The sequence below is a fragment of the Stenotrophomonas sp. YJH_SMC_48-3 genome (genome assembly GCF_059369375.1).
The window spans coordinates 88817-111306 of record NZ_JCAFSQ010000004.1 but is presented as its reverse complement, the minus strand read 5'-3'; the positions used below and the strand labels follow the sequence as shown (position 1 = coordinate 111306).

The 22490-nt window shown below is 66.9% G+C and carries 20 protein-coding genes; 8 read left to right on the top strand and 12 right to left on the bottom strand.

All coding sequences use genetic code 11. The features are described 5' to 3' along the window. Positions 1–192 precede the first annotated feature (192 nt). From gyrA to ligA, 6 genes are all read right to left on the bottom strand, one after another. Positions 193–2907 (bottom strand): DNA gyrase subunit A, encoded by a 2715-nt coding sequence (gyrA, locus tag AC5P65_RS07705; RefSeq protein ID WP_111098195.1) that lies wholly within the window; start codon positions 2905–2907, stop codon positions 193–195. A 261-nt stretch (positions 2908–3168) separates the two neighbouring features. Then, a complete protein-coding gene (mtnA, locus tag AC5P65_RS07700; RefSeq protein WP_111102642.1) occupies positions 3169–4233 on the bottom strand; it encodes an S-methyl-5-thioribose-1-phosphate isomerase in 1065 nt (354 codons plus the stop codon). Positions 4234–4280: 47 nt separating this feature from the next. Next, on the bottom strand, positions 4281–5009 hold the full coding sequence (locus tag AC5P65_RS07695; RefSeq protein WP_021202738.1) for a DUF3011 domain-containing protein: 729 nt from the start codon (positions 5007–5009) through the stop codon (positions 4281–4283). A 141-nt stretch (positions 5010–5150) separates the two neighbouring features. Then, complete coding sequence (gene epmA, locus AC5P65_RS07690; RefSeq protein WP_021202737.1) at positions 5151–6107, bottom strand: EF-P lysine aminoacylase EpmA; 957 nt, start codon at positions 6105–6107, stop codon at positions 5151–5153. Continuing rightward, the gene (locus tag AC5P65_RS07685; protein WP_019660365.1) at positions 6104–6589 is read right to left on the bottom strand and encodes a GNAT family N-acetyltransferase; all 486 of its coding nucleotides are present in this window, start codon (positions 6587–6589) and stop codon (positions 6104–6106) included. The genes epmA and AC5P65_RS07685 overlap by 4 nt, the downstream gene beginning before the upstream one ends. Before the next feature lie 47 nt (positions 6590–6636). Further along, complete coding sequence (ligA, locus tag AC5P65_RS07680; RefSeq protein WP_180832425.1) at positions 6637–9108, bottom strand: NAD-dependent DNA ligase LigA; 2472 nt, start codon at positions 9106–9108, stop codon at positions 6637–6639. Between the two features lie 280 nt (positions 9109–9388). Between ligA and AC5P65_RS07675 the strand changes: the two genes are divergently transcribed. Further along, positions 9389–10513 (top strand): pyridoxal phosphate-dependent aminotransferase, encoded by a 1125-nt coding sequence (locus tag AC5P65_RS07675; protein WP_021202734.1) that lies wholly within the window; start codon positions 9389–9391, stop codon positions 10511–10513. A 95-nt stretch (positions 10514–10608) separates the two neighbouring features. Here the strand turns inward: AC5P65_RS07675 and zipA are convergent, their stop codons facing one another. The 6 genes from zipA to AC5P65_RS07645 form a co-directional block, all read right to left on the bottom strand. After that, positions 10609–11346: a cell division protein ZipA gene (gene zipA / locus AC5P65_RS07670; protein WP_019660368.1), complete on the bottom strand. Its 738-nt coding sequence runs from the start codon at positions 11344–11346 to the stop codon at positions 10609–10611. Between the two features lie 46 nt (positions 11347–11392). Continuing rightward, on the bottom strand, positions 11393–14896 hold the full coding sequence (gene smc, locus AC5P65_RS07665) for a chromosome segregation protein SMC (RefSeq protein WP_019660369.1): 3504 nt from the start codon (positions 14894–14896) through the stop codon (positions 11393–11395). A 260-nt stretch (positions 14897–15156) separates the two neighbouring features. After that, on the bottom strand, positions 15157–15606 hold the full coding sequence (rplI, locus tag AC5P65_RS07660) for a 50S ribosomal protein L9 (protein ID WP_021202733.1): 450 nt from the start codon (positions 15604–15606) through the stop codon (positions 15157–15159). Between the two features lie 104 nt (positions 15607–15710). Next, positions 15711–15941: a 30S ribosomal protein S18 gene (rpsR, locus tag AC5P65_RS07655; RefSeq protein ID WP_002804494.1), complete on the bottom strand. Its 231-nt coding sequence runs from the start codon at positions 15939–15941 to the stop codon at positions 15711–15713. 11 nt (positions 15942–15952) lie between these two features. Further along, positions 15953–16390 carry a 30S ribosomal protein S6 gene (rpsF, locus tag AC5P65_RS07650; RefSeq protein ID WP_005410228.1) on the bottom strand — a complete coding sequence of 146 codons (438 nt, stop codon included), beginning with the start codon at positions 16388–16390 and terminating at the stop codon, positions 15953–15955. Positions 16391–16607: 217 nt separating this feature from the next. Then, positions 16608–16946: a HesB/IscA family protein gene (locus tag AC5P65_RS07645; protein WP_019660371.1), complete on the bottom strand. Its 339-nt coding sequence runs from the start codon at positions 16944–16946 to the stop codon at positions 16608–16610. 128 nt (positions 16947–17074) lie between these two features. Between AC5P65_RS07645 and asnS the strand changes: the two genes are divergently transcribed. The 7 genes from asnS (at position 17075) to kynU (ending at position 22485) form a co-directional block, all read left to right on the top strand. Continuing rightward, on the top strand, positions 17075–18469 hold the full coding sequence (gene asnS / locus AC5P65_RS07640) for an asparagine--tRNA ligase (protein WP_021202732.1): 1395 nt from the start codon (positions 17075–17077) through the stop codon (positions 18467–18469). A 30-nt stretch (positions 18470–18499) separates the two neighbouring features. Further along, complete coding sequence (locus AC5P65_RS07635; RefSeq protein WP_005417403.1) at positions 18500–18799, top strand: hypothetical protein; 300 nt, start codon at positions 18500–18502, stop codon at positions 18797–18799. Between the two features lie 7 nt (positions 18800–18806). Continuing rightward, positions 18807–19121: a hypothetical protein gene (locus tag AC5P65_RS07630; RefSeq protein ID WP_019660373.1), complete on the top strand. Its 315-nt coding sequence runs from the start codon at positions 18807–18809 to the stop codon at positions 19119–19121. 7 nt (positions 19122–19128) lie between these two features. After that, on the top strand, positions 19129–19767 hold the full coding sequence (locus tag AC5P65_RS07625) for an FMN-binding negative transcriptional regulator (protein ID WP_021202731.1): 639 nt from the start codon (positions 19129–19131) through the stop codon (positions 19765–19767). Positions 19768–19839: 72 nt separating this feature from the next. Next, positions 19840–20502 (top strand): carbonate dehydratase, encoded by a 663-nt coding sequence (gene can, locus AC5P65_RS07620; RefSeq protein ID WP_495215483.1) that lies wholly within the window; start codon positions 19840–19842, stop codon positions 20500–20502. Between the two features lie 19 nt (positions 20503–20521). Next, positions 20522–21043 (top strand): 3-hydroxyanthranilate 3,4-dioxygenase, encoded by a 522-nt coding sequence (locus AC5P65_RS07615; RefSeq protein WP_026347065.1) that lies wholly within the window; start codon positions 20522–20524, stop codon positions 21041–21043. 167 nt (positions 21044–21210) lie between these two features. Then, a complete protein-coding gene (gene kynU, locus AC5P65_RS07610) occupies positions 21211–22485 on the top strand; it encodes a kynureninase (RefSeq protein ID WP_019660376.1) in 1275 nt (424 codons plus the stop codon). Positions 22486–22490 lie beyond the last annotated feature (5 nt).

Below are 22490 nucleotides of genomic sequence, written 5' to 3'. Positions count from 1 at the left end.
TCGGCTGGGTAGAGTCGACTGTTAGTCGACTATCGCGCGCAGCGCGGGCTTTTCATCGCCGTGCGCAGAGCAGTCGACTAACAGTCGACTCTACCGCAGCGATCGGAGCATCCACCACGACCGGAAGATCCGCAGAAATGACGACGCCGGCACAGGGCCGGCGTCGTCGGGTACCTCAGGCTCGCGGCAGGGTCATTCCTGCGCGGCGTCCTCGCTGCTGGCCGCAGCCGGTGCGCCGTCGGTCGTGGCGGGGGTGGCGACCGCCACCTCGTCCTCGTCCTCATCGATCGAGGCATCCAAGCGCTCAACCGCCTGCAGCTTCTCATCCTTGGACAGGCGGATCAGGGTGACGCCCTGGGTGTTGCGGCCGACGCGGCTGATTTCCGAGCCACGCGTACGCACCAGGGTGCCGCCATCGGAGATCAGCAGGACTTCGTCATTCGAGCCCATCAGCACCGCAGCGACCAGCTTGCCGTTGCGCTCGGTGGTCTGGATGCCGATCACGCCCTGGGTGCCACGGCCCTTGCGCGGGTAGTCCGGCAGCGGGGTGCGCTTGCCATAGCCGTTCTCGGTGGCGGTCAGGATGTACTGCACGCTGGCGTCATCGGCACTATCGATCACCGCATCGCCATTGGCGGTGGCTTCCTCGACACCGTTGTCGTCGTCGTTCTCGTCCTCGATGCCACCGGCACTTTCGGCCACGATCAGGCTGACCACTTCCTCGCCGGCCGGCATCTTGATGCCACGCACGCCGGTTGCGGTACGGCCCATCGAGCGGACTTTGTCCTCGCCGAAGCGCACGGTCTTGCCATTGGAGGCGAACAGCAGGATGTCGCGCTGGCCGTCGGTCAGGCCGACGCCGACCAGGGCATCGCCCTCATCGAGATTGATCGCGATCTTGCCGCGGGCCAGGCGGAAGGCGAACTCGCCCAGCGGGGTCTTCTTGACCGTACCGTTCTTCGTGGCAAAGAACACGAACTGGCCATCGGCGTACTCGCGCACCGGCAGCACGGCCTGCACGCGTTCGCCCGGTTCCAGCGGAATCCAGTTGATGATCGGACGGCCACGGGCGTTGGAACCCGCTTCCGGCAGTTGGTAGACCGGCAGCCAGAACACCTTGCCCGAACTGGTGAAGGTCAGCAGCGTATCGTGCGTGTTGACCAGCCACAGCTGTTCGATGAAATCCTCTTCCTTGGTCGCCGCCGCACTGCGACCACGGCCGCCGCGGCGCTGCGCGCGGTACACGCTGACCGGCTGGCGCTTCACGTAGCCGGCGTGGGACACGGTGACCACCACGTCTTCCGGCGCGATCAGGTCCAGGATGTCCAGGTCTTCTTCGCTGTGGCGGATTTCGGTGCGACGTTCGTCGCCGAACTCGGCCTTGACGTTGACCAGCTCCTCGCGGATGACCTGCAGCAGGCGATCGGGATCTTCCAGGATGTGGATCAGCCCGGCGATCACTTCCAGCAGCTGCTTGTACTCGTCGGTCAGGCGGTCCTGCTCCAGCCCGGTCAGGCGGTGCAGGCGCATTTCCAGGATCTGGGTGGCCTGGATCTCGGTCAGCTGGTAGCCGCCCTCGATCAGGCCCACGCCCTTGGGCAGGTCTTCAGGACGCGATGCTTCGGCACCGGCGGCACCCAGCATCGCACCGACCAGGCCCGGCTCCCACACGCGTGCCAGCATGCGCTCGCGGGCTTCATTCGGGTTCGGCGAGGTCTTGATCAGTTCGATCATCTCGTCGATGTTGGCCAGTGCGACGGTCAGGCCTTCCAGCACATGGGCACGGGCGCGCGCCTTGCGCAGCTCGAACACGGTGCGGCGGGTGACCACTTCGCGACGGTGGCGGACGAACGCCTCCAGCATCTGCTTGAGGTTCATCAACTGCGGGCGGCCATCGACCAGCGCCACCATGTTGATGCCGAACACCGATTCCATCTGCGTCTGCTGGTACAGGTTGTTCAGCACAACCTCGGCAGATTCGCCGCGCTTGATCTCGATGTAGATGCGCATGCCGTCCTTGTCGGACTCATCGCGCAGCTCGCTGATGCCTTCGATCTTCTTTTCCTTGACCAGCTCGGCGATCTTCTCGATCAGACGCGCCTTGTTCACCTGGTAAGGAATTTCGGTGACGATGATCGATTCGCGGCCGTTGTCGGCCACTTCGATATCGGCCTTGGCACGGATGCGCACGCGGCCACGGCCGGTGCGGTAGCCGGCGACGATGCCGGCGGTGCCGTTGATGATGCCGGCAGTCGGGAAATCCGGGCCCGGGATGTATTCCATCAGGCCGTCGACATCGATGTCCGGGTTGTCGATCAGCGCGATGCAGGCGTTGATCGATTCGCTCAGGTTGTGCGGCGGGATGTTGGTCGCCATGCCCACCGCGATGCCAGCCGAACCATTGACCAGCAGGTTCGGGAACCGGGTCGGCATGACCGTCGGCTCCAGTTCCTTTTCATCGTAGTTGGGCTGGAAATCGACGGTTTCCTTGTCGATGTCCGCCATCAGCTCATGCGCCAGGCGCGACATGCGCGCCTCGGTGTATCGCATCGCCGCAGCGGAGTCGCCGTCGATCGAACCGAAGTTACCCTGGCCGTCGACCAGCATGTAGCGCAGCGAGAACGGCTGAGCCAGGCGCACCAGCGTGTCGTATACCGACTGATCGCCATGCGGGTGGTACTTACCGATGACATCACCGACGATACGCGCCGACTTGAAGTAAGGCTTGTTGCTGTGCGCGTTCAACTCGTTCATCGCGAACAGCACGCGACGATGCACCGGCTTGAGGCCGTCGCGCGCATCCGGGAGCGCGCGGCCCACGATCACGCTCATGGCGTAATCGAGGTAGCTCTTGCGCATCTCGTCTTCCAGGTTGACCTGGATGATTTCCTTGGCGGTTTCTGCCATTCGGGTTCCGTTGTCTGGTAGCGGTCCAGTCCGGCGCAGCCCTCTGCGGGAGGGGGTCGCGCCGGAACCTCGATTCAACCTGTGGATACTACCACAACAGGCCGTTTTCCGCCTCCCTTCATGGGGATTTTACCGGCACAAATCAGGAACTTAGGGCCCCATACCGCCCTGTAAAGCCGAGCCCATGCTCGGCTGCGGCGGATTCGCTGGCTGAGCCGAGCATGGGCTCGGCTCTACAGACATCCTCGATCCTGTCCCGCCTCAGCCGTCGAAGGCGGTGCGCATGTTGTGGGCGGTCGGGTTCAGGATCACCCCGCGCTCGGTCACGATGGCGTCGATCAACTCGCCCGGGGTGACGTCGAACACCGGGTTCCAGGCGGCGATGCCCTCGGCCACGGTGCGGGTCCCGCCCACGCCGTACAGTTCGCCCGGATCGCGCTGCTCGATCTCGATCTGGCTGCCGTCCACGGTGTCCATGTCCACCGTCGAGGACGGCGCTACGACCATGAACTTCACGCCGTGATGGCGGGCCGCGATGGCCAGCTGGTAGGTGCCGATCTTGTTGGCGGTATCGCCATTGGCGCAGATGCGGTCTGCGCCGACGATCACCCACTGCACGGCGCCGGTCTTCATCAGGTGCGAGGCAGCCGAATCGGCGATCAGGGTAGCGTCGATGCCATCCTGCTGCAGTTCCCACACGGTCAGGCGGGCGCCCTGCAGCCAGGGCCGGGTCTCGCCGGCAAACACGCGGGCGATGCGGTGCTGGGCCATGCCAGCGCGGATCACGCCCAGCGCCGTGCCGAAGCCTGCGGTGGCCAGCGAGCCGGTATTGCAATGGGTCAGCACGCCGCTGCCGGCCTCGATCAGGCCAGCACCCAGCGCCCCCATGTGGCGGTTGGCGGCCAGGTCTTCATTGGCAATCGCCTGCGCTTCCGCCTCCAGCAACGCCTTCCAGTCTGCGCCGGCGGCGTTCAGGCAACGGCGCATGCGCGCCAGCGCCCAGGCCAGGTTGACCGCCGTCGGGCGCGACGCATTGAGACGCTGCAGGGCCGGCTCCAGCTGCTGCAGCGCATGCGCGCCATCGGCGGCCTGCACCTCGCGTGCCGCCAGCACCACGCCCCACGCGGCGGCAATACCGATCGCCGGCGCGCCACGCACGGTCAGCGCGTGGATGGCGCTGGCAACCTCGTCACTGTCATGGCAGACCACGTGCTCGACCACGAACGGCAGCTTGCGCTGGTCCAGCAGTTGCAAGGCATCGCCGGTCCACAGGATCGGGCGGATGTGGTCGTAACGGGCGTAGTCGATGTCGGAGGCAGTGTTCATGGGCCCATTGTAGGGCCACGCCCCGCGTGGTTGGAGCCTGCCCCGGCTCAATTCACCGAGAATTCGGCGCGGCAGCCGCCGTCCACCCAGATCCCGTTGCGGTTCCAGCCCCAGGTGCTGCCTTCCTCGCAGGGCGTGCTGGACAGCTGCTCGGAGACCACAGCACCCACCGAAATGCTGGCGCCGCAGAAGCGGCGCTTCTTCGACTTCGATTCGCAGGTCAGGCGGCGCGGCACATCGACGAAGCGGCCCTCCTCGTCGGCCACCTCGAAATCGCCCTGGCAGCCACGGCTGGTCCAGACTTCATTGCGCTTGTAGCCCCATCCCTGGCCTTCGCGGCACGGCAGCACCGACAACTGGCGAAGCAGGCGCACCGGCGCGCCATCCAGGCGTACCGGGCAACTCTGCGGACGGCCATTGGATTCGCAGCGCACCACGCGGCGCACCAGGCGCTTGCCTTCCGTTGCCGCAGGCGCCGCACCCTGCGCACGGCGCGCCCGGAATTCGGCGCGGCAGCCAAGGGTGACCCACACGCCGCTGCGGTCGGTGCCCCACTCGCTGCCGCGGATGCAGCTGTTGCTCGACAGCTGGCGCACCAGATCGACGCCGTTGTCCACATCGATATCGCAGTGCACCCAGCCCATGTCGCGCGATTCGCAGGTCACCACTTCGCCGTCATAGCCTGCCTGCTGGGCCGACGCCGATGACGGCAGCCAGGTACCCCAAAGCGCGATGGAGTACACCGGTGCCGCCACGACCGCAAACCACTTGACCAATGCCTTCCCCAACAGGAGTGGACGAATTCCGATGCCAGTGTCCCGCATCTGCCGTGATAAGAGCATCATCCCGCTTACCGAAGCAAGCGCGGAAACGCGGCAATCCGTTCAGTCTTCAACGTTCAGGAACGTGCGCCGCACTCACGCGTGGGCAAAGTCGTAGGCCAGCACATCAGCAATCCGCGGCGTGCGGTTCATCGCCATCAACAGGCGGTCGACACCCACCGCCACCCCGGCGCAGGCGGGCATCGACGGCAGCGCCAACAGCAGCGCCTCGTCCACGGCCGGTAGCACCTGGCCGCGCTCGTGGCGGCGCTGCAGATCGCGCTGGAAGCGCGCGCGCTGCTCGTCGGCGTCGTTCAGTTCGTGGTAGCCGTTGGCCAGTTCCACCGCGCCCAGGTACAGCTCGAAACGTTCGGCCAGCGGGGGCGTGCCCGGGCGGACGCGGGCCAATGCTGCCTGGCTGGCCGGCCAGTCGTGGACCACGGTCATGACATCGCCATCGAAGCGCGGCTGGATACGGTGGGTCATCAGCAGATCCAGCCAGTCATCGCGGGTCAGCCCGACCGGGTCAATGTGCACCTCGCCCAGCGCGGCACGCAGCGCGGCCTCATCGGCCTCGAACGGATCCACGCCCACGTACTGCTGGAACAGCTCCCGGTAACTGAGCACATGCAGCGTCGCATGGCGCCCGACCAGGGCCAACGCCTGGCCTACCAGCTCGGCGGTTTCCTGCACCAGCCGGTGGTGGTCCCAGCCGACCCGGTACCACTCAAGCATGGTGAACTCCGGGTTGTGGCGGCCGCCGGCCTCGCCATTGCGGAACACCCGGCCCAGTTCATAACAGTCGCCCACGCCGGCAGCGAGCAGGCGCTTGAGCGGATACTCCGGCGAGGTGCGCAGCCATCGGCGGCGTCCGCCGGCATCGACATGGCCGGTGAAGTCGGTATGGAAGCTGTCGATGTTCGGCTCGGTGTTGCCCGCGACCGACAGGATCGGCGTCTCCACCTCGAGCACATCGCGCTCTGCAAAGAAGCGGCGCACCAGCGCATTGAGCGCGGCGCGCTGCTGCAGCGCGCGCAGCAGGGCCTCGCTCACAGGATGCCCTCCGGGCGCGGATGGTCGAGCGGCAGGGTCAGCAGATCGCGCGTATCGTCGATGTAGCCGCTGGCCAGGTACAGGCGGCGTGCCAGTTCGTTGTGGTGGTTCACTTCCAGGCGCAGGCGGCTGACGCCACGACCGCGAGCGCGCTGTTCGCAGATGGCCAGCGCCTGCTTGCCGCGGCCACGACCGCGCGCGCGATGGCTCAGGTACAGCTCGTCCAGCAGCATGAAGTGGCCGCCCTGCTCCAGGCTGAAGCCCATCGCGATCACCGCGTAGCCGACCACCTCGCCCGCCTCGTCCAGCCACAACAGCACTTCGCCATTGCGCGGATCGGCCAGCAGCGCGTCCACGCCGCGACGCACGCGCGCGTCATCGAAGTCGATCCTGTCTTCGGCGTAGAACTCGCGCATCAAGGTGATCAACAATTCCTCGTCGGCACGGGTGGCCAGGCGGAAATCCAGTGGGGCGGTCTGCATCTGTGTTCCTTTGTGCTGCATGCCAGGCGCGGCACCCGGCGGGATCGTCATTCGTGTTCGGCAAGGTAGGCCAGCAGGCGTTCCTCGTCCCACACCGGCACGCCCAGCGACTGCGCCTTGTCCAGCTTGGAGCCGGCCTCGGTGCCGGCGACCACGAAGCTGGTTTTCTTCGACACGCTGCCGGAAACCTTGGCGCCCAGCGCCTCCAGGCGCTCCTTGGCGACATCGCGGGTGAGCTGGGCCAGGGTGCCAGTGAGCACAACGGTCTGCCCGTCCAGCGGGCCCGCGACGATCTCGGCCAGCGCCGGCGCCTTGGCCAGGATCTGCTGCATCGCCTTCTCGGCCGCCAGCAACATCTCGCCATGGCCATCGGCATCGAGCCACTCCGCCAGTCCGCGCGCGGTGTCATCGGGCAAGCCGGCATTGACGAACTGGCCATGCTCGGCATCGAGCACCGCCTGTGCCCCCGGGAGCGCTGCCACCAGTTTTTCGGCGCGCAGACGGGTGATGCCGGGGATCTCCGATTCGACCAGCAGCTGCGCCAGGTCCAGTCCCTCGCGCAGCTTGGCACTGGGGGCATGTACATCGCTGATGTGCACCTGGCCGACCTGCAGCAGGTCATCGATGGCCTGCTGGTTGCCCTGCTGTTCGAAGAAGTGACCGAGCGAGCGCGCCACTTCGCCACCGATGTCCGGCACGCGCTTGAACAGCGGCCACGGCAGATGGCGGATCAGTTCCAGGTCACCGAACCACTGCGCCAGGGCCTTGGCGGTGCTCTCGCCAACGTGTTCGATGCCGAGCGCGAACAGCAGGCGTTCCAGCGTGGCGGCACGACTGGCGTCGATTGCTGCGATCAGGTTGTCGGCCCACTTGGTGGCGATCTTCTTCGTGTTCCATTCGAAGCTGGCGGGCTGTGCCAGCGCCTGCGCGCGCCAGCCCGGATCGCTGCCGTCCAGCTTCAGCACGGCGTTGAGTACCGCGCCACTGCCCTCGGCGGGCAGATGCGGTTTCAGCGCAGCGGCCAGTGCGGACGGGTCTTCCGCATCCAGCACCAGCTTCAGGTGCAGCAGCTGGTCACGACTGAGCCGGTACAGGTCGGCCACGCTCCTGACGATGCCGGCGTCGACCAGGGTTTCGATGTACTTGTCGCCCAGGCCATCGATGTCCATCGCGCGACGCGAGGCGAAATGGGCAATGGCTTCCTTGCGCTGCGCCGGGCAGGACAGTTCGCCCGAGCAGCGCCATGCCGCTGCCCCTTCCTCGCGCACGATCTCCGAGCCGCACACCGGGCAGCGCGTCGGCATCTGCCACGGCATAGTGCCCTGTGGGCGGCGATCGAGGATGACGCTGACCACTTCCGGGATCACGTCGCCGGCACGGCGCACGATCACGCTGTCGCCCACGCGCACATCCAGGCGTGCGATCTGGTCGGCGTTGTGCAGGGTGGCGTTGGACACGATCACGCCGGCCACGGCCACCGGTGCCAGTCGCGCGACCGGTGTTGCGGCACCGGTGCGGCCGATCTGGATCTCGATGGCCTCTACCGTCGTGCTCTGTTCCTGCGCCGGGAACTTGTGCGCGATGGCCCAGCGCGGCGCGCGCGAAACGAAGCCCATGGCCTGCTGGCCGGCGCGGTCATCCAGCTTGTAGACCACGCCGTCGATGTCGAACGGCAGGCGATCGCGGCGCTCACCGATATCGCGGTAGTAGCCGAGCAGGCCATCAGTGCCCTCCACCACCTTGCACAGCTCGCTGACCGGGAAGCCCCAGGCGCCGAGCTGGGCCAGGGTGCCCGAATGGGTATCGGGCAGCTCGCCGCCCTGCACTTCACCGGTACCGTAGGCAAAGAAGCTCAACCTGCGCTGCGCACTGATCTTCGGGTCGAGCTGGCGCAGCGAACCGGCCGCCGCGTTGCGCGGATTGGCCAGCACCTTGCCGCCGTGCAGGCGCGCACGCTCGTTGTAGGCCTCGAAGTCGGCGCGGGCCATGTACACCTCGCCGCGCACCTCCAGCACATCCGGCCAGTCCTTGCCGTGCAGGCGCTTGGGAATGTCGCCGATCTCGCGCAGATTGGCCGTCACGTCCTCGCCGGTCGTGCCATCGCCACGGGTCGCGCCGAGCACGAAATGACCGTCCTCGTAGCGCAGGCTGATCGCCAGCCCGTCCATCTTCGGCTCGGCCGAAAACCGCAGGCTGCGACGCCCCAGCCGCTCGTCAATGCGGCGCACGAAATCAGCCACCTCCTCGTCGCTGAACGCATTGGACAGCGACAGCATCGGCACAGCATGGCGCACCTCGGCGAAGCGGCCGGAAGGACGCGCACCGACCTGCTGGGTCGGGCTGTCGGCGCGGGCCAGTTCAGGATGTTCGCGCTCCAGTGCTTCCAGTTCGCGCACCAACCGGTCGTAATCGACGTCGGGGATCTCCGGCGCGTCCAGCTCATGGTAGGCGCGGTTGGCCTGGGCGATCTGCCGGCGGAGGTCGTCGGCGCGTTCGGCGGGGCTGGGACTCATCGGGATCCGGTGGTTCTGGGATGGCCGGGGATTCTACCGCGCCCGGCCGTCAGGCCCTGTAACGCCCTGCCTTCGCAGCGTCGAGCCATGCTCGACGGCCGCTCCCCTGCCCTGGTGGCCAACCTTCTCCCCTCCCGGCAGGTGCCGACCTTCTCCCCGCCCCGGCAGGTGCCAACCTTGGTTGGCACACCTGCAGCCGAGCATGGCTCGGCACTACAAAAAGCGGGCTTGCCGCCCACCGCGACCAGCGCTAGCGTGCGACGGTCTGCCCTTCGGAATCGTGCCCGTGACCCTGCCTGCTTCCCGTCGACGCTTCCTGCAACTGGCCGGTGCTGGCCTCGCCGTCGCTGGCAGCGGGCTGCCGCAGCTTGGCCATACCCAACCGGCGACAGCCGCCGCTCCCGCCCCCGCCGAAGGTGCGGTGCTGCTGAATTTCAACGAATGTCCCTACGGCCCCTCGCCTGCAGCCCAGCAGGCAGCACGCGACAGCATCGCCGGATGCGGTCGCTACCGCTTCGCGCTGGCAGGCCAAGTGCGCGATGCCTTCATCGAGCAGGCGCGCATCCCGGCTGATCACGTGCGCCTCTATCCGGGTTCCAGCGAACCGCTGAACCGTGCCGCCGTGCTGTGGACCGGGCCGCAGGCGGGACTTGTAGTCGCCGACCCGACCTTCGAGACGCTCGGCGAGGTCGCCGCCGCCCACGGTGCGCATGTGCAGAAGGTGCCGCTGCGCGAGGACGGTGCGCATGACCTGCGTGCGATGGTCGCTGCCGCGCACGCGCGCCCGACCGGGCTGCTGTATGTGTGCAACCCGAACAATCCGACTGGGTCGATCAGCCCGCCAGATGAGCTTGCCTGGCTGCTGGCCCACAAGCCCGCATCGACCCGCGTGCTGGTCGACGAGGCCTACCTGCAGTACAGCGATCAGCCCAGCCTGATCACCCAGGTGACGCAGCGCGATGACCTGATCGTGCTGCGCACGTTTTCCAAGCTGTACGGCATGGCCGGCCTGCGCCTGGGCGTGGCGGCCGCACATCCCGACCGTCTGCGCGAACTGGCCAGCCTGGGCGACAACCCGCTGCCGGTTCCGGCGCTGGCGGCGGCACTGGCCAGCCTGCGCGACCCGCAGCTGATCCCCCAGCGGCGCCTGCAGAACGCCACGATGCGGCAGGCCACCATCGCCTGGCTCGGCAAGCGCGGGTTCAGCTGCGTACCCTCGGAGGCGAACTGCTTCATAGTCGACGTGCAGCGCGATGGCAGCGCGTTCGCCAAGGCAATGGCGGAGAACGGCGTGGTGATCGGGCGCAGCTGGCCGATCTGGCCGCAGCGCGTGCGCGTAACGGTCGGCACCGAAGAGGAGATGGCCGCATTCCGCCGTGCGTTCGCCAAGGTGGCCGGCGTACCGGCCTGACCCTGTTGGTAGGGGCGAACCTTGGTTCGCCCCATCCACGCATGGCGTGGATCTACTGTTGTGGGTGCCGACCGTTGGTCGGCACACCATGGCGCTTACCAGCGAGGGGTCTTGGTCAGCGGCGGTGCCTGGTGCTGGCGGTCGTAGGCGCGCAGCTCGTCACGGATGTGCGCGATGCGTTGGCGCCCCAGGGCGTTGCGGCTGTCATCCAGCACCACGCCATCGAGCAGCTCGGCCATGCGCTGCACGGTCGGCAGCATCTTCTCCCAGGCGTCCAGCGCGGTCAGCGGCGCCGGCAGCGTCAGGAAGAATGCGATGGCCGGGGTTTCCATGGCGCGGATGTTGGCCATGTCGAAGCTGCCCGGCTTCATGATGCTGGCCATCGAGAAGATCGGCCCGCGTTCGGGGTGGCCTTCCACCAGGCGGTGGAACACGTTCATGTGGCCGAACACCAGGCCGGTCTTCTCTGCGGCCACCACGATGTCCTCGCCACGCAGCTGCTCGCCGGCCCGGGCGGCCACGAACAGCGAGACGATCTTGTCGAAATCCTGGGTGGCGCGCTTGCCGAGGTCGCTGGCGCCCGGGTCGGTATCGGTCAGGCCGAGTTCGGCCTGCTCGCCCTCCGTGCCCATGCCCGGTTCGACGCGACCCTCGGCCACGGCGACGCCGTCGTCGCCCAGCACCGGCTCACGGCGCTCGCCACTGGTGGGCTCCGCGCTTTCCACGCGGCGCCCCTGGGGCTTTTTCTTCGGACGGCCAAACAGGAAGATCGCGGCGATCAACAGCAGGCCGGCGGCCAGGATGCCGATGCGCAACAGTGCCGTGTCGGACATTCGATAGGTTCTCCGGCTAGTTCATTCAGGTAACTAGGATGGCACGTCAGGCCGCGCCCGCCAATCGCGCGGCCTCTTCCAGGTCCACGCTGACCAGGCGGCTGACGCCTGGCTCACGCATGGTCACGCCGGACAGCTGGTGCGCGGCCTCCATCGTCGCCTTGTTGTGGCTGACGAACAGGAACTGCACCTTCTCGCTCATTTCCTTGACCATGTTGGCCAGGCGGCCGACGTTGGCTTCGTCCAGCGGTGCGTCCACCTCATCCAACAGGCAGAACGGCGCCGGATTCAGCTGGAAGATGGCGAACACCAGCGCCACCGCGGTCATCGCTTTCTCACCGCCGGACAGCAGCGAGATGCTGGACACGCGCTTGCCCGGCGGGCGCGCCATGATGGTCACGCCGGTATCGAGCAGGTCTTCACCGGTCAGCTCCAGGTAAGCATGGCCGCCGCCGAACAGGCGCGGGTACAGCGCCTGCACGCCGGCGTTGACGCGGTCGAAGGTGTCCTTGAAGCGGCCGCGGGTCTCGCGATCGATCTTGCGGATCGCGTCTTCCAGGGTTTCCAGCGCTGTGGTCAGGTCGGCGTGCTGCGAATCCAGGTAGTCCGAGCGCTGCGACGCCTCGCCATACTCGTGGATGGCCGCCAGATTGACCGGCTCCAGCCGGCGCATTCGAGCATCGATCTGGTGGACCGCCTGCTCCCAGTCGCCCAGGCGGGCATCCTCGGGCAGTGCGTTGAGCACGTCCTGCAGCACGAAGCCGGCCTTTTCCACCGCCGCTTGCAGGGTGTCGGCACTGAGCACCAGCGCCTGCTGGTCGAGCTTGCGCTGCGAAATGCGCTCGCGCTGGACCAACGCCTGCTCGTCGCGCTGGTGGCGGGTCTGCTCGTAATTGCGCAGCTCAGCGTCGATGCCGTCCAGCAGCGTTCGCGCCTCGGTCAGCACGCGATCGGCGCGCACACGCTCTTCCAGCGCATTCTGGTGCTCAGCCTGCAGTGCTTCGATCGGCGAATCACCTTCGTCCAGCTGCGAATGCAGTTCGCCCAGCCGCGAATCCAACTGTCCACGTTGGGTGCCCATGCGTTCCAGCGCCTGGCTCAACGAGGCCAGCTGCGCCCGCTGCGATTCCAAAGTCAGGGCCAACGAATGCGCGCGCTCGCGTACCGCGCGGGCGGCATCGCGGGCCAGGTCGCGGGCTTCGGTCAGCTGGCGGCGTTCGCCCTCCAGCCGCTGCCGGGTCGACTCCAGGTCGCCCATGCTGCTGACCGCACTCTCCAACCGCGAGCGTGCTTCACGCGCCTGCTCGTTGTTGGCTTCAATGGTTTCCTGCAGCTGCTTCAGCTCGCCTTCGATGCGGTCGATGCGCGTGCGCGCCGCCTCCACCTTGCCCTGCTGGCCCTGCAACTGGCCGGCCAGTTCGGAGACCGCACGATGGGCCTGGTACAGCGCGCGCTGCGCGTCTTCACGCTGCTGTTCGGCAGCGTGCAGCTGCTCACGGAAACCGGCCAGCTGTTCTTCCAGCTCGGCCTCGCGGTCCTGCAGCTGTTCGATCTGCTCGCGAAGTTCCTGGATCTCGCGTTCGCGCAGCAGCGCACCCTGCTGGGCCGCGCCGGAGCGCGATACGCGCAGCCAGCCCTGGCCCAGGCGCTCGCCACCCTGGGTGATGACCGAATCACCTTCCGGCAGGCTGCCCTGCAACGCCTTCGCTTCGGAAAGGTCCTTGGCAGCATGCAGGTGTGCCAGCAGGCGACGGATCGCCACCGGGCCACGCACGCGCGCGGCCAGCGAGGTCGGGGCGACCTTCAGCTCGTCATCGCCGTTGGCGACCAGCGCAAGGTGACCATCGCCGAGCTCACCCAGGGCATCGACCAGGCTGGCCGGGTCATCGACCAGCACACCTTCGATCAAGTGGCCGAGCGCGCTTTCCACCGCGTTTTCCCAGCCGGCATCCACGTCGAGGCGCTCGCCGACACGCGCCGCAGAATCCAGCCCCCGCGCCTTCAGCCACGCGACTGCCGCGCCCTGCTCCTGGCCCAGCGCGGCCTGCTGCAGGGCCTCCAGCGAGGCCAGGCGGCCACGCAGGCCGTTGGCCTGCTTGCGCAGTTCGGCCAGTTCGTTCTGGCCATTGCGCTGCTGTTCCTGCACCGCCGCCACGCCCTGCTTGCGCAGCTCGACGTCTTCGCTCAGCTCATCCAGCGCAGCCTTCTGCGTGTCGTGTTGCAGGTGCAGCTGCTCGAAGGCCTCTTCCAGCGCATCCACATCCAGCCCGGCGCGCTCGGCGGCCAGGGCCTCACGACGCCGGTCGGCATCGAGGATCTGCTTGTCCAGATAGTCCACGCGCGTGCGCTCGACATCGCCGGCGCGCGAGGCTTCCGAACTCTGCGAGGTGTGCTGTTCCCAGCGCTGCTGCCAGCTGGCCAGCCGCTCTTCGGCCTCGCGCAGGCTTTCCTGCTTGATCTCGTTTTCTTCCTGCAGTGCTTCCAGCTGCGGAGTGGCGGCCTCCACCGCCTCACGCAGCACCCTCAGCCTGGCCTCATCACCGCTGATGTGCTGCCCCAGTTCGGCCAGGGCCTGCTGGGTTTCATCGCGTGCCTTGTGCAGGCGCTGCGACAACTCGCGCTGGTGCTGGATCTGCTGTTCCAGGCGCGCCAGCGTACTGCCAACCTGGTAGACCGCCGCCTGTGCGGTGTTGAGCGCGTCGGCAGCCTCTTCGCGCCGCGCGCGCGAGGTTTCGATGCGGGCTTCGGCATCACGCTGGTCGGCGATCAGCTGCTGCAGCCGCGTTTCTTCCTGCGACAATCCTTCGCGCAGCTTGGACAGGCGTCCGTCGAGGCCGCGGAATTCCAGCGCCTTCCACTCGGCGTCCTTGACCCGGCGCTCTTCCTGCAGGGCCTGGTACTGCTCGGCCTGCTTGGCCTGGCGCTTGAGGTGCTCCAGCTGCTTGCTGATCTCGTCGCGCAGGTCGCCCAGCCGGTCCAGGTTCTCGCGGGTGTGGCGGATGCGGGTCTCGGTCTCCTTGCGGCGCTCCTTGTACTTGGAGATGCCGGCCGCCTCTTCCAGGTACACGCGCAGGTCTTCCGGGCGTGCCTCGATGATCTGGCTGATCATGCCCTGCTCGATGATCGAGTAGCTGCGCGGCCCCAGGCCGGTGCCGAGGAACAGATCGGTGATGTCGCGGCGACGGCACTTGGTGCCGTTGAGGTAGTAGTTGCTGGTGCCGTCGCGGCTGACCGTGCGCTTGACCGAGATTTCGTTGAACGAGGCGTACTCGCCCGAGATCGTGTGGTCGGAGTTGTCGAAGATCAGCTCGACGGTGGCCTGTGACACCGGCTTGCGGGCATTGGACCCGGAGAAGATCACGTCGGTCAGCGAGTCGCCACGCAGGCGGCTGGCCGAGCTCTCGCCCATGACCCAGCGCACAGCGTCGATGATGTTCGACTTGCCGCAACCATTGGGCCCCACCACGCCGGTCATGTTGGTCGGCAGGTGCAGGGTGGTCGGATCGACGAACGATTTGAAGCCGGACAGCTTGATCGTGGAAAGACGCATAGGGGTTCCGGACTGGGGCCGGCAAGCGGCCTGCGTTTACCCTCCAAGTCATTGATCCTGTTGGGATCGATGACCGTGGAACGGGTGTGACGCCCTGAGTATACCGATGTGGCCGTGTTCTACGAATGGACGTGGAACATTGTCCAGCCCTGCCCCGTCGGCCCGGCCGGCCTCGACACCCTGGAGCGGGAGCCATAAAACAAAACGGGCACCCTTGCGGGCGCCCGTTCTGCGGTGATGCCAGGCCTTGCGGCGTGGGATCAGGCTTCGGCGACGACGACGACCTTGACGGTGGTCTCGACGTCGGCGTGCAGGTGGATCAGCACGTCGTATTCGCCGATGTTGCGGAAGGCGCCTTCGCCCAGGATGACTTCGCTCTTTTCCAGCGGCAGGCCGGCGGCGGTGAAGGCCTCGGCGATGTCGCGCGGGCCAACCGAGCCGTACAGCTTGCCTTCGGTCGAAGCGTTGGCGGCGATGGTCACGCTCGCGCCTTCCAGCTTGGCCTTGCGGCCTTCAGCGTCGGCGTGGATGGCCTGGGCCTTGGCTTCGTATTCGGCGCGCTTGGCTTCGAACTCGGCCTTGTTGCTCTCGGTGGCCGGCACGGCCTTGCCCTGCGGCACGAGGAAGTTGCGGCCGTAGCCCGGCTTCACATCAACCAGGTCGCCCAGGTTGCCGAGGTTGGTGACTTTCTGCAGGAGGATCAACTGCATGGTATTGCTCCAGATAAGTTATTCGTTAGCGAGGCAACGCCCCGCAACAAAGGCTGTCCGAATAGCTGGCACAGCGGGGGCGGCGTCGGGCCGCCCCGCCTGCATCAGACGTCGTGGTTGTCGGTGTACGGGATCAGGGCCAGGAAGCGAGCGCGCTTGACGGCGGTCGCCAGCTGGCGCTGGTACTTCGACTTGGTACCGGTGACGCGGCTCGGCACGATCTTGCCGTTCTCGGTCAGGTACTGGCGCAGGGTGTTGAGATCCTTGTAGTCGATCTCCTTCACACCTTCAGCAGTGAACTTGCAGAACTTGCGGCGACGGAAGAACTTGGACATGGGAAGGCTCCTTAGGCGGCGGAAGCGGCGTCGTCGCCGGCTTCGTTGTCAGCGGTGTTGTTGGACTCGCCTTCTTCGTCGTCACGACGACGGCGCTCACCGCGCTCCGGCTTGTCACCCTTCTCGTCCTTGCTCTTCATGATCAGCGACTGCTCGGTGTCAGCCTCGTCACGCTTGATGACCAGGTTGCGCAGCACGGCGTCGTTGAAGCGGAAGCTCTCGGTCAGTTCGTTCAGAACGGCCTGGTCGGCTTCGATGTTCATCAGCACGTAGTGGGCCTTCACCAGGTTCTGGATCGGGTACGCCAGCTGGCGGCGGCCCCAGTCTTCCAGACGGTGGATGGTGCCGTTGCCGTTCTCGACCAGCGACTTGTAGCGCTCGATCATGGCCGGGACCTGCTCGCTCTGGTCCGGGTGGACCATGAACACGATTTCGTAATGACGACTCATGTTTTTTTCTACCTTTCGGATGTGGCCTTGCGGCCGGACAGCCCCCCGCCGTTGAGACCGCGGTGGGGCAAGGGTTCCCGCCAGGGAGGCAGGAAGCCGCGCATTATGGCGCAGATGGGGTGGCCGGGCAACCGGTGGGCCACCTGACACCCTGAACCGGGGGCGAGCGCCCAACCCGGGTTGGGCGCTACCAGAACGATCAGGCCCCGGCCGGCCGTCAGGCCTTGTCGGCGTCAGTGGTGAAGCTCTCGCCGCAGCCACACTCGGCGGTGGCGTTCGGGTTGCTGAACGTGAAGGTCTCGCTCAGGCCGTGCTTGCCGAAGTCGATCACGGTGCCGTCCACCAGCGCCAGGCTCTTGGCGTCGACATAGATCTTCACGCCGTCCTGCTCGAACACGGTATCGCCCTCGCGCTCATCGCGGGCCAGGTCGGTGATGTGGCCCCAGCCGGAGCAGCCGGTCCTGGTCACGCCGAAACGCAGGCCCAGCGCGCCGGGGGTCTGGGCGACAAAGCGCTGCACGCGCTCGAAGGCAACGGGGGTCAGGCTGACGGCCATGGGGCTACTCCAGAGGTACGGGGACATTATAAGGAGCTGTGGCCGCGAAAAATGCCTCGCAAGCAGAACGCTGCAACCGGTAAACTCCCGTGTTCACAGATCGAGTCGATCAGCAGAGGATTCAAGTCATGACGGTGGTCAGCGTTGAACATGCGCTTGCCGGGAAGATCCCGGAAGGCGGCGAAGTCACGGTACGCGGATGGGTGCGCACGGTGCGCGGTTCAGCGAATCTGGCCTTCGTGAATGTGAGCGACGGCTCCTGCTTCGCCCCGATCCAGGTCGTGGCCAACGACACCCTGGGCAACTTCGACGAGATCAAACGCCTGACCAGCGGCTGCTCGGTCATCGCCACCGGTACCCTGGTGAAGTCGCAGGGCAAGGGCCAGTCGTTCGAGATCCAGGCCAGCACGCTTGAAGTGGTCGGCTGGGTCGAAGACCCGCTCACCTATCCGATCCAGCCCAAGCCGATGTCGCCGGAGTTCCTGCGCGAAGTGGCGCACCTGCGCCCGCGCACCAACCTGTTCGGGGCGGTCACCCGCATCCGCAACTGCCTGGCCCAGGCCGTGCACCGCTTCTTCCACGAGAACGGCTTCAACTGGATCAGCACCCCGATCATCACCACCTCCGACGCCGAAGGCGCCGGCCAGATGTTCCGCGTGTCCACCCTGGACATGGTGAACCTGCCGCGCGACGAGAAGGGCGCGATCGATTTCAGCCGCGACTTCTTCGGCAAGGAAACCTTCCTGACCGTGTCTGGCCAGCTGAACGTCGAGGCCTATTGCCTGGCGCTGAGCAAGGTCTACACCTTCGGCCCAACCTTCCGCGCCGAAAACAGCCACACCACCCGCCACCTGGCGGAGTTCTGGATGATCGAGCCGGAAATCGCCTTCGCCGACCTGGCCGAAGACGCACGCCTGGCCGAAGAGTTCCTGAAGTACCTGTTCCGCGCGGTGCTGAACGAGCGCAGCGACGACCTGGCCTTCATCGCCGAGCGCGTGGACAAGAACGCGATCACCAAGCTGGAAGATTTCATCAACGCACCGTTCGAGCGCATCGACTACACCGATGCGGTCAGCCTGCTGCAGAAGTCCGGCAGGAAGTTCGACTTCCCGGTGGAATGGGGCCTGGACCTGCAGACCGAGCACGAGCGCTGGCTGACCGAGGAACACGTCGGCCGCCCGGTGGTGGTGACCAACTACCCGGAGCACATCAAGGCCTTCTACATGCGCCTGAACGACGACGGCAAGACCGTTGCCGCGATGGACGTGCTGGCCCCGGGCATCGGCGAGATCATCGGCGGCAGCCAGCGCGAAGAGCGCCTGGACGTGCTGGATGCGCGCATGGCCCAGTTCGGCCTGGATCGCGAGCACTACAGCTGGTACCGCGATTTCCGCCGCTATGGTTCGGTGCCGCACGCCGGCTTCGGCCTGGGCTTCGAGCGCCTGGTGGTCTACGTCTGCGGGCTGTCCAACATCCGCGATGCGATCCCCTACCCGCGCGCCCCGGGCAGCGCGGACTTCTAAGCCCCAAACGACCACGGAGGTGCTGCCCCCATGACCCTGTTCTTCGCCCTCTGTTTCGTTGGCGTTGCAGTGGCCGGGTTCAGTGCCTTCGTGATCTTCTGGCCGCTGACCCTGGTGCACGTGCGCGACCGCCATCCGGCGCTCGCCGAGCGCTTCGGCAGCGGCGCCTTCCTCAAGCCCGATGCCCTGGCCTGGCTGCTGCGCCGCGACTATCGCCAGCAGCCGGACCGATCATTGTCCGGGCTGGCGACGCCGGCCTGGGTATCGCTGCTGACCCTGCTGGCCGGACTGGGCATGGCTGCCCTGCTCTGGCTGGCCTCGCTCTGGTAACACATCTATGAATGACATCACCACTTCGCGCGACAGCTGGTGGCTGGCCAGCCTCGGCAACACTCTGATCTGGGCACGCCTGCGGGTGCGCCCTGCCGGCACCGCCGAAGTGCTCGACAGCGACGGCAACACGCTGAGCTATGACAGTGAAGACACCGCCCGTTCGCAGCTGTTCGACGCTGAATTCGTCGAGTATGACGGCCTGGACGAGGAGGACGCGCTGGTGCGCGGCTTCAGCCTGCACGAAGTGCAGCCGCCGCAGGCCGACAGCGACGAGGGCCTGCGTGGCCGCATGATCCAGTCGCTGGGCGGGCGCGCCTGACCCTGGCATGTTCACCCCGCGCGCCTTCGCCGAGACCGACCTGCTCTGGCTGGACCGCCTGCTGGCGCGCGATCCGTTCGTCAGCGTGCTCACCCCGGGCAGCGATGGCCTGCCGGAGCTGACGCGGATGCCGGTGTTGTACCGGCGCGAGGGCGAGCGCATTGAGCTGCGCGGGCACTGGGCCCGCGCCAACCCGCAGTCGCGCCACAGCGGTGCGGCCAAGGTACTGGTCGATGGCCCGCACGGCTACGTCTCGGCCAGCTGGTATCCGGACAAGGAGCCCGCCGCGCGGGTGCCGACCTGGAACTATGCGGCCGCCGAGCTGCGCGGCCAGCTGCACACCTTCGACGACACCGATGCGCTGGCCGAACTGGTCGGCGCGATCAGCGACCGTTTCGAAGCCAGCGTCGGCCAGGCCTGGCGCTTCGATGCCGCGCGCGCCGAACACGGCGCGGAGCTGCGCGCCATCGTCGGCTTCCGCTTCCAGGTTGAACACGTGCAGCTGAAGCTGAAGCTGAGCCAGAACCACCCCGATGCGAACCAGCGTGCCGTGATCGCCGAACTGGAACAGCTGGGCACCCCTTCCTCCACCGAGTTGGCGCAGTGGATGCGCTGGCACCGCGAACAGGCCACCCCCAGCGGCTGAACGCCCCCGATTCCCGCGACGACGCAGCCGGACGGCTGCGGCGCGCCCCCACCCGACGCCAGGCATCCGAACATGAAAGACATCCACAAGCTGCTGCAGAACAACCGCGACTGGGCCGACCGCATCGAGAAGGAAGACCCGGACTTCTTCCACCAGCTGGCCAAGCAGCAGCATCCCGAGTACCTGTGGATCGGCTGCTCCGATTCACGAGTTCCGGCCAACCAGATCATCGGCATGGCACCCGGCGAAGTGTTCGTGCACCGCAACGTTGCCAACGTGGTCGCCCACACCGACCTGAACTGCCTGAGCGTGGTGCAGTACGCGGTGGACCAGCTGAAGGTCAGGCACATTCTGATCGTCGGCCATTACGGCTGCGGCGGCGTGCACGCCTGCCTGCACAATACCCGCGTCGGCCTGGCCGACAACTGGCTGCGCCACGTCGGCGACGTCGTTCAGAAGCACCAGGGCATCCTCGATGCGATCGAAGACGATGAACTCAAGCACGCCCGCCTTTGCGAGCTGAACGTGATCGAGCAGGTCGCCAACCTCTGTCGCTCGACCATCGTGCTGGACGCCTGGGCCCGCGGCCAGAAGCTGATGGTGCATGGCTGGGTGTACAGCCTGAAGGACGGTCGCGTGCGTGAAATGGGCATCGACGTAGGCTCGCTGGAAGAGCTGCAGCCGGCATATGAGAAGGCACTATCCTTCGTGCCGCGCAAGGGCCGTCGCGACTGATCCCCCACGGATGACCACCATGCTCGCTTCGCCGATCAACCTGCACGCCTGGATCGAAGAGAACCGCCACCTGCTGAAGCCGCCGGTGGGCAACAAGATGATCGACAACGGCGATTTCATCGTGATGGTGGTCGGCGGGCCGAATTCGCGCACCGACTATCACTACGACGAAGGCCCGGAGTGGTTCTACCAGCTCGAGGGCGAGATGGTGCTGAAGGTGCAGGAGGACGGTGCGGTACGTGACATCCCGATCCGCGCCGGCGAGGTCTTCCTGCTGCCGGCGAAGGTGCCGCACTCGCCGCGCCGCCCGCCCGGGGGCATCGGCCTGGTGGTCGAGCGCAAGCGCCTGCCGCACGAGAAGGACGGGGTGATCTGGCACTGCGAACGCTGCAACCACAAGCTGCACGAAGAGTTCTTCGCGCTGCAGAACATCGAGACCGACCTGCCCAAGGTGTTCGCGCGCTACCACGCCAGCCTGGAACTGCGCACCTGCAGCCAGTGCGGGCACGTGGATCCGCTGCCGGTGCCGGCGGCGGGCTGAAAGGCCGGTGGGCATGGCGATTGCTGTTACCTCCGCCGGGCACGGCCCGGCGCTACCGATGCGCGTGATCCCCAGGTAGCGCCGGGCCATGCCCGGCGAGCGCGCCGCGCGGCAGGCACGCCGCCAAGCGCTACACTGGCGGTCCCGTTGCAGCCTGTTGCCCGACCATGTCCGACCTGCTCAGCCGCACCCACGCCATTGCCCTGGACGCCGCCGATCCGCTGCGTCCGATGCGTAACGAATTCCTGATTCCGCGCCATGGCGGCGGCGAGCAGACCTACTTCGTCGGCAACTCGCTGGGCCTGCAGCCGCGTGGCGCTCAGGCCGCGGTGCAGGAAGTGATGAAGCAGTGGGGCGAGCTGGCGGTGGAAGGCCACTTCACCGGCCCCACCCAGTGGCTGTCCTACCACCGCCTGGTGAGCGCGCAGCTGGCCCGCGTGGTCGGTGCGCTGCCCAGCGAAGTGGTGGCGATGAACACGCTGAGCGTGAACCTGCATCTGATGATGGTCAGCTTCTACCGGCCGACCACGCAGCGCCCGGTGATCCTGATGGAAGCCGGCGCATTCCCGACCGACCGCCACGCGGTCGAAGCACAGATCCGCTTCCATGGCTTCGACCCGGCCCAGTGCCTGGTGGAAGTGCAGCCGGACGAAGCCAACGGCACGATCTCGCTGACCGCGATCGAACGCGCCATCGCCGAGCACGGCCCGCGCCTGGCGCTGGTGCTGTGGCCCGGCGTGCAGTACCGCACCGGTCAGGCCTTCGACCTCGATGCAATCACCCGCGCCGCACGCCTGCAGGGGGCGCGCATCGGTTTCGACCTGGCGCATTCGGTGGGCAACCTGCCGCTGCGCCTGCATGACGTGGCGCCGGACTTTGCGGTGTGGTGCCATTACAAATACCTCAACAGCGGCCCGGGCGCGGTTGCCGGCGCCTTCGTGCACGAGCGCCACCATCGCGACACCACCCTGCCCCGATTCGCTGGCTGGTGGGGCCATGAGGAAGCCACCCGTTTCCAGATGGCACCGCAGTTCACCCCGGCCATCGGTGCCGAAGGGTGGCAGCTGAGCAATCCGCCCATTCTGGGGCTGGCACCGTTGCGCGCCTCGCTGGACCTGTTCGAGCGAGCCGGCATGGACGCGCTGCGCAGCAAATCGCTGGCGCTGACCGGCATGCTCGAAGCACTGGTGCGCGCACGCCTGCCGCAGGTGCTGGAGATCATCACCCCGGCAGACCCGCAGCGCCGCGGCTGCCAGTTGTCGCTGCGCGTGATCGGCGGCCGCGAGCGCGGGCGCGCCCTGTTCGAGCACCTGCGCAGCATCGGCGTGCTCGGCGACTGGCGCGAGCCCGACGTGATCCGCATCTCGCCCACCCCGCTCTACAACCGCTACCTGGACGTGCACCACTTCGTCGAGGAAGTGGAAGCCTGGGCCGGCCTTTGAGCCGG

Bases quoted from the DNA above. Each gene is read 5' to 3' on its own strand.
- AC5P65_RS07685 (WP_019660365.1), bottom strand. From the start codon at position 6,589: ATGCAGACCGCCCCACTGGATTTCCGCCTGGCCACCCGTGCCGACGAG.
- rpsF (WP_005410228.1), bottom strand. From the start codon at position 16,390: ATGAGTCGTCATTACGAAATCGTGTTCATGGTCCACCCGGACCAGAGC.
- can (WP_495215483.1), top strand. From the start codon at position 19,840: ATGAAAGACATCCACAAGCTGCTGCAGAACAACCGCGACTGGGCCGAC.
- rplI (WP_021202733.1), bottom strand. From the start codon at position 15,606: ATGCAGTTGATCCTCCTGCAGAAAGTCACCAACCTCGGCAACCTGGGC.
- AC5P65_RS07615 (WP_026347065.1), top strand. From the start codon at position 20,522: ATGCTCGCTTCGCCGATCAACCTGCACGCCTGGATCGAAGAGAACCGC.
- AC5P65_RS07635 (WP_005417403.1), top strand. From the start codon at position 18,500: ATGACCCTGTTCTTCGCCCTCTGTTTCGTTGGCGTTGCAGTGGCCGGG.
- smc (WP_019660369.1), bottom strand. From the start codon at position 14,896: ATGCGTCTTTCCACGATCAAGCTGTCCGGCTTCAAATCGTTCGTCGAT.
- asnS (WP_021202732.1), top strand. From the start codon at position 17,075: ATGACGGTGGTCAGCGTTGAACATGCGCTTGCCGGGAAGATCCCGGAA.
- mtnA (WP_111102642.1), bottom strand. From the start codon at position 4,233: ATGAACACTGCCTCCGACATCGACTACGCCCGTTACGACCACATCCGC.
- AC5P65_RS07645 (WP_019660371.1), bottom strand. From the start codon at position 16,946: ATGGCCGTCAGCCTGACCCCCGTTGCCTTCGAGCGCGTGCAGCGCTTT.
- rpsR (WP_002804494.1), bottom strand. From the start codon at position 15,941: ATGTCCAAGTTCTTCCGTCGCCGCAAGTTCTGCAAGTTCACTGCTGAA.
- kynU (WP_019660376.1), top strand. From the start codon at position 21,211: ATGTCCGACCTGCTCAGCCGCACCCACGCCATTGCCCTGGACGCCGCC.
- AC5P65_RS07625 (WP_021202731.1), top strand. From the start codon at position 19,129: ATGTTCACCCCGCGCGCCTTCGCCGAGACCGACCTGCTCTGGCTGGAC.
- AC5P65_RS07630 (WP_019660373.1), top strand. From the start codon at position 18,807: ATGAATGACATCACCACTTCGCGCGACAGCTGGTGGCTGGCCAGCCTC.
- zipA (WP_019660368.1), bottom strand. From the start codon at position 11,346: ATGTCCGACACGGCACTGTTGCGCATCGGCATCCTGGCCGCCGGCCTG.
- gyrA (WP_111098195.1), bottom strand. From the start codon at position 2,907: ATGGCAGAAACCGCCAAGGAAATCATCCAGGTCAACCTGGAAGACGAG.